Here is a 3,583-nt window from a genome sequence, read left to right as displayed (position 1 = left end):
TGGGCGTACGTTTTCGAGTGCAGAAGTGCGGGCGAAACTCGGATTGCATTCCGAGGTCGCTTCACCCAAAAAAGCATCCTAAAGAGGATTAAAAGTACCTCAAATCATCCTCCTGCCGCTCGCTCTGCCATGTGGTATACTGCTGTGCAGATACGACGGAACAATGAGTTAGCGCACAGCAGAGGCATCTATGACGACACCGACTCTCGAACGAATCGAGACTGACATCGCGCAGTTGTCGCTTGCCGAGCAGCTTTGGTTGATGGAACGCTTGGCCCATCGCATTCGTCAATTCAGTCTACGCCCCTTGCGCGTGCAGGAAGCTGACTTAGCAGCCATGGCTGCCGATGAGTCTATCCAGCAGGAGGTTCAGCATATCGCCGCTGAGTTTGCTGTGACCGAACAGGATGGACTATGAGCGATGAGTATCCAACGCGGTGACATCTACTTCGTCAATTTGACCCCCGTGCAAGGGCGTGAACAAGCGGGGCAACGTCCGGTGCTGGTGATCTCCGTTGATGCCATCAATCGTCTGCCGTTGGTTGTGACCGTAGTAGTCGGCACCAAAGGGGCCAATGTGCCACGCGATTACCTGACCAATGTGCGGGTTGCACCAGCAGAAAGCGGGCTGCCGATCGAAACTGTCTTCCTGGGTTTTCAAATCCGCTCGCTCGATGCGAACCGCTTTCCGTCAACGCGGGCAGGCAAACTCAGTGGGCAAGCATTGGAACAGGTTGAAGCTGCGGTGCGCTATTGCCTGGGTTTGTAAAGCGATCTACTTACACTCGCCCCACGTGTGATGGTCGGGAAACCTCGTGCTTGTCTCCTGTTTGCGACTAAAGCGCTCGCAACAACCACCTTCATGCTCTTGGCAACGACGGAGGGGTAGATGCGCTTCTGGGTAACTGCCTGTACTGGCCCGCCTGCCCCAATCCTTTGCAAAGAAGACCGGTTTTTGACGCAAAGGTGCAAAGGCGCGAAGGGTTGTGTTTCTACTGTTTGCTGGCGATGACGTGGTCTGATTCCTCTGTCCATTCGTGCCATTTTGACGCACGACGAGTATGACCAGGGGAAAGGGAAGGAGGAAGCGATGACGACGCATGAGATGGAAACCATCCGATCCGTCTGGCCATCACTGACGAAGGTGCTGTTTGTCCCCCGTACCGAACAGGACTACGAGCGCCTCGTCGCCATCCTCGACACCCTGATTGATGTCGTTGGGGAAAATGAGGCACACCCGCTTGCTTCCTTGATGGACATCATGGGAGTGCTGATCGAAAAATACGAGGATGAGCATATTCCCGAAATATCCGATCGCTAAATCCAGCAAACGTCCATCTTCTCCCAGCAAGCACGCGAATACGTCAGCCGCATCGAGCAAAAGATCGTCCTGATCGACGGCGAGACGCTGGCCCAATCCATGCTCGACGACGACATCGGCGTCACCGAAGTAAGTCGCTACGTCGTCAAAAAGATCGACCTCGACTACTTCGAGGAGGAATAAGCGATGGAGGAGGAGCAGACAAAGCGTGAGTGGCTGCGTTTGCCTCAATCCTTTGCAAAGAAGCTCGGTTTTTGACGCAAAGGCGCGAAGGCGCAAAGCGATGCATCGAGCGACCTGAGAAAGTCATAGCGAGACGAAAGATGATACCATCGACTACAGCTGAAACAGTTGCCCAGCTACTACAGAGCCGTTGGCAGGGAGCACCATCGCCGAAAACACAGAAGTATATCAATACCTTCTTTGACATATTCACGCTTCGAAATGGTCTCTATGCCAAAGTGCAAGGCAATCATGGGGTGTATCGTGTATCAATATTCGAGTACAATGATCAGATCGATGCCACATGTAGTTGCTATATTGGCAAGCATGGATATTGCCATCATTGTGAGGCACTTGCACGAACATTCCTCCTTGATGCAACCACTATTCCCCCCGTTCCGGCATACCATATAGCGGATGTTCGTACTGCTACTACACCAGAACAAATTAACCAGTACATACGAAGTACAGCTCTTGCTGAACTCCTTCAGGAACTCGAACGCAACAGGATAAGTATCAAGAGCGTTGCGGCAAGTCTGGGCGTGAGTCCACAGCGTATTCGCGCGCTTATCAAGAAAGAACAACACCAAGGTGTTGTGGATGAATTAACGCCAATCAAACTATCGTGTCTTTGGTTGTTAGACCAGCTGAACAGAGAAAAACCAAGGTAAAGCATGAACAATGACGATGAGATGCAACCAGAATACGATTTCAGCAAAGGCGTTCGGGGCAAACACTATCGGGCGTACCAGCGTGGCTATAAAGTGATGATCCATAAAACGGATGGGACAACGGAAGAACGTGATTATACATTGCCTGCAGGGGCAGTTATCCTTGATCCTGACGTACAAGCCTATTTTCATGATAGTGAGGCGGTCAATACTGCCTTGCGCGGGTTGATCAAACTGATCCCGCACCGCTCAAGCTAAGGTGAGCGGTGCGCCATCGGTACACGCCCAAGATGGCGCTCCGACTGAGCGACGGCGCGGCGCCTGCCCCGATCCTTTTGCAAAGAAGACCGGTTTTTTGACGCAACGGCGCGAAGGCACCAAGCTACGCATCGAGCGACCGCAACCCTTTGTGCCGGTGCATCACCACGATCGAAGATGGCGCATGGCGGAAGGCAGCCCCGGTAGGGGCACCCCTTGCGGGTGCCCTGGTGGGGGACGCAATGATGCATGGTGGCGCATGGCGGAAGGCAGCAGCGGCAGTAGCTACGCCGCGCACCGCGCAGGGCAACGAGCGACGACGATGATCCTCATACCCAAAATAAGAAGGAGACCGAATGATGTCCAGTTTTTGGATGGAATGTAAGGCAGAAGTCATTGCGCAGTACCAAGAGCAGAAACAAATGGCGGATGCAGCCTTAGGCCGCATCGATGACACGACGTTTTTTACCCGCCTGAAACAGGGTGGGGACGCTGAAAGCAATAGCATTGCTGTTTTGATCAAGCACATTAGTGGCAACTTCATCTCGCGTTGGACTGATTTTTTGACCAGAGATGGTGAAAAGGCTGACCGTCACCGCCCACGCGAGTTTGTGCATGAGGCGAGCGACAATCGCCCACAGATCATGGAACGTTGGGAGCAAGGCTGGCAGATCCTCTTCGCAACCCTCGAATCGCTCACAGAAGAAGATTTTGCCAAAACCGTCTCCATTCGTGACGAGGCGCACAGCGTGATCAAAGCTATCCTGCGGAACCTGCTCCACACCACCCATCATATCGGGCAGATTGATTTGTTGGCGACAGTTTTGAAAAATCAAGATGGCGAAGAATGAGTTTTTGATCTTATTCACTTGGACTATCACATACCGCTGAAGATCGGTTTTTGACGCAAAGGCGCGGAGGCGCGAAGGCGCAAAGCTACGCATAGAGCGACCGCAAACCTTTGCGCCGGTGCGTCACCACGATGGAGGGATCTATCGATGACCAAACTCATTCGCGTACAATCAGCTACGCCACTCATGCTCCCACGCATCCGTGTGGTGTTCACCAACGGCGAACAGCGCGAGATTGATCTCACCCCCTATATCGCGAG

General features: G+C 53.0%; 7 protein-coding genes. All 7 read left to right on the top strand.

All coding sequences use genetic code 11. The features are described from left to right. Nucleotides 1–190: 190 nt before the first annotated feature. The 7 genes from A9Q02_RS19490 (at nt 191) to A9Q02_RS19465 (ending at nt 3,323) form a co-directional block, all read left to right on the top strand. Entirely contained in the window at nt 191–418 is a 228-nt protein-coding gene (locus A9Q02_RS19490) for a hypothetical protein (protein ID WP_097654749.1), read from the top strand. A gap of 3 nt (nt 419–421) precedes the next feature. Further along, nucleotides 422–769: a type II toxin-antitoxin system PemK/MazF family toxin gene (locus tag A9Q02_RS19485; protein WP_097654748.1), complete on the top strand. Its 348-nt coding sequence runs from the start codon at nt 422–424 to the stop codon at nt 767–769. 321 nt (nt 770–1,090) lie between these two features. Next, nucleotides 1,091–1,321: a hypothetical protein gene (locus A9Q02_RS19480; protein ID WP_097654747.1), complete on the top strand. Its 231-nt coding sequence runs from the start codon at nt 1,091–1,093 to the stop codon at nt 1,319–1,321. Continuing rightward, nucleotides 1,322–1,504: a restriction endonuclease gene (locus A9Q02_RS25430; protein WP_172451165.1), complete on the top strand. Its 183-nt coding sequence runs from the start codon at nt 1,322–1,324 to the stop codon at nt 1,502–1,504. Between the two features lie 140 nt (nt 1,505–1,644). Further along, a complete protein-coding gene (locus A9Q02_RS23905; RefSeq protein ID WP_141509057.1) occupies nt 1,645–2,214 on the top strand; it encodes a helix-turn-helix domain-containing protein in 570 nt (189 codons plus the stop codon). Between the two features lie 3 nt (nt 2,215–2,217). After that, on the top strand, nt 2,218–2,472 hold the full coding sequence (locus tag A9Q02_RS19470; RefSeq protein WP_245860752.1) for a hypothetical protein: 255 nt from the start codon (nt 2,218–2,220) through the stop codon (nt 2,470–2,472). 356 nt (nt 2,473–2,828) lie between these two features. Continuing rightward, nucleotides 2,829–3,323 (top strand): DUF1572 family protein, encoded by a 495-nt coding sequence (locus A9Q02_RS19465; protein ID WP_097654746.1) that lies wholly within the window; start codon nt 2,829–2,831, stop codon nt 3,321–3,323. Nucleotides 3,324–3,583 lie beyond the last annotated feature (260 nt).

The organism is Candidatus Chloroploca asiatica, assembly GCF_002532075.1.
Taxonomy (GTDB): Bacteria; Chloroflexota; Chloroflexia; order Chloroflexales; family Chloroflexaceae; genus Chloroploca; species Chloroploca asiatica.
The sequence above is the reverse complement of the archived record's forward strand: the minus strand, read 5'-3'. Positions and strand labels throughout refer to the sequence as shown.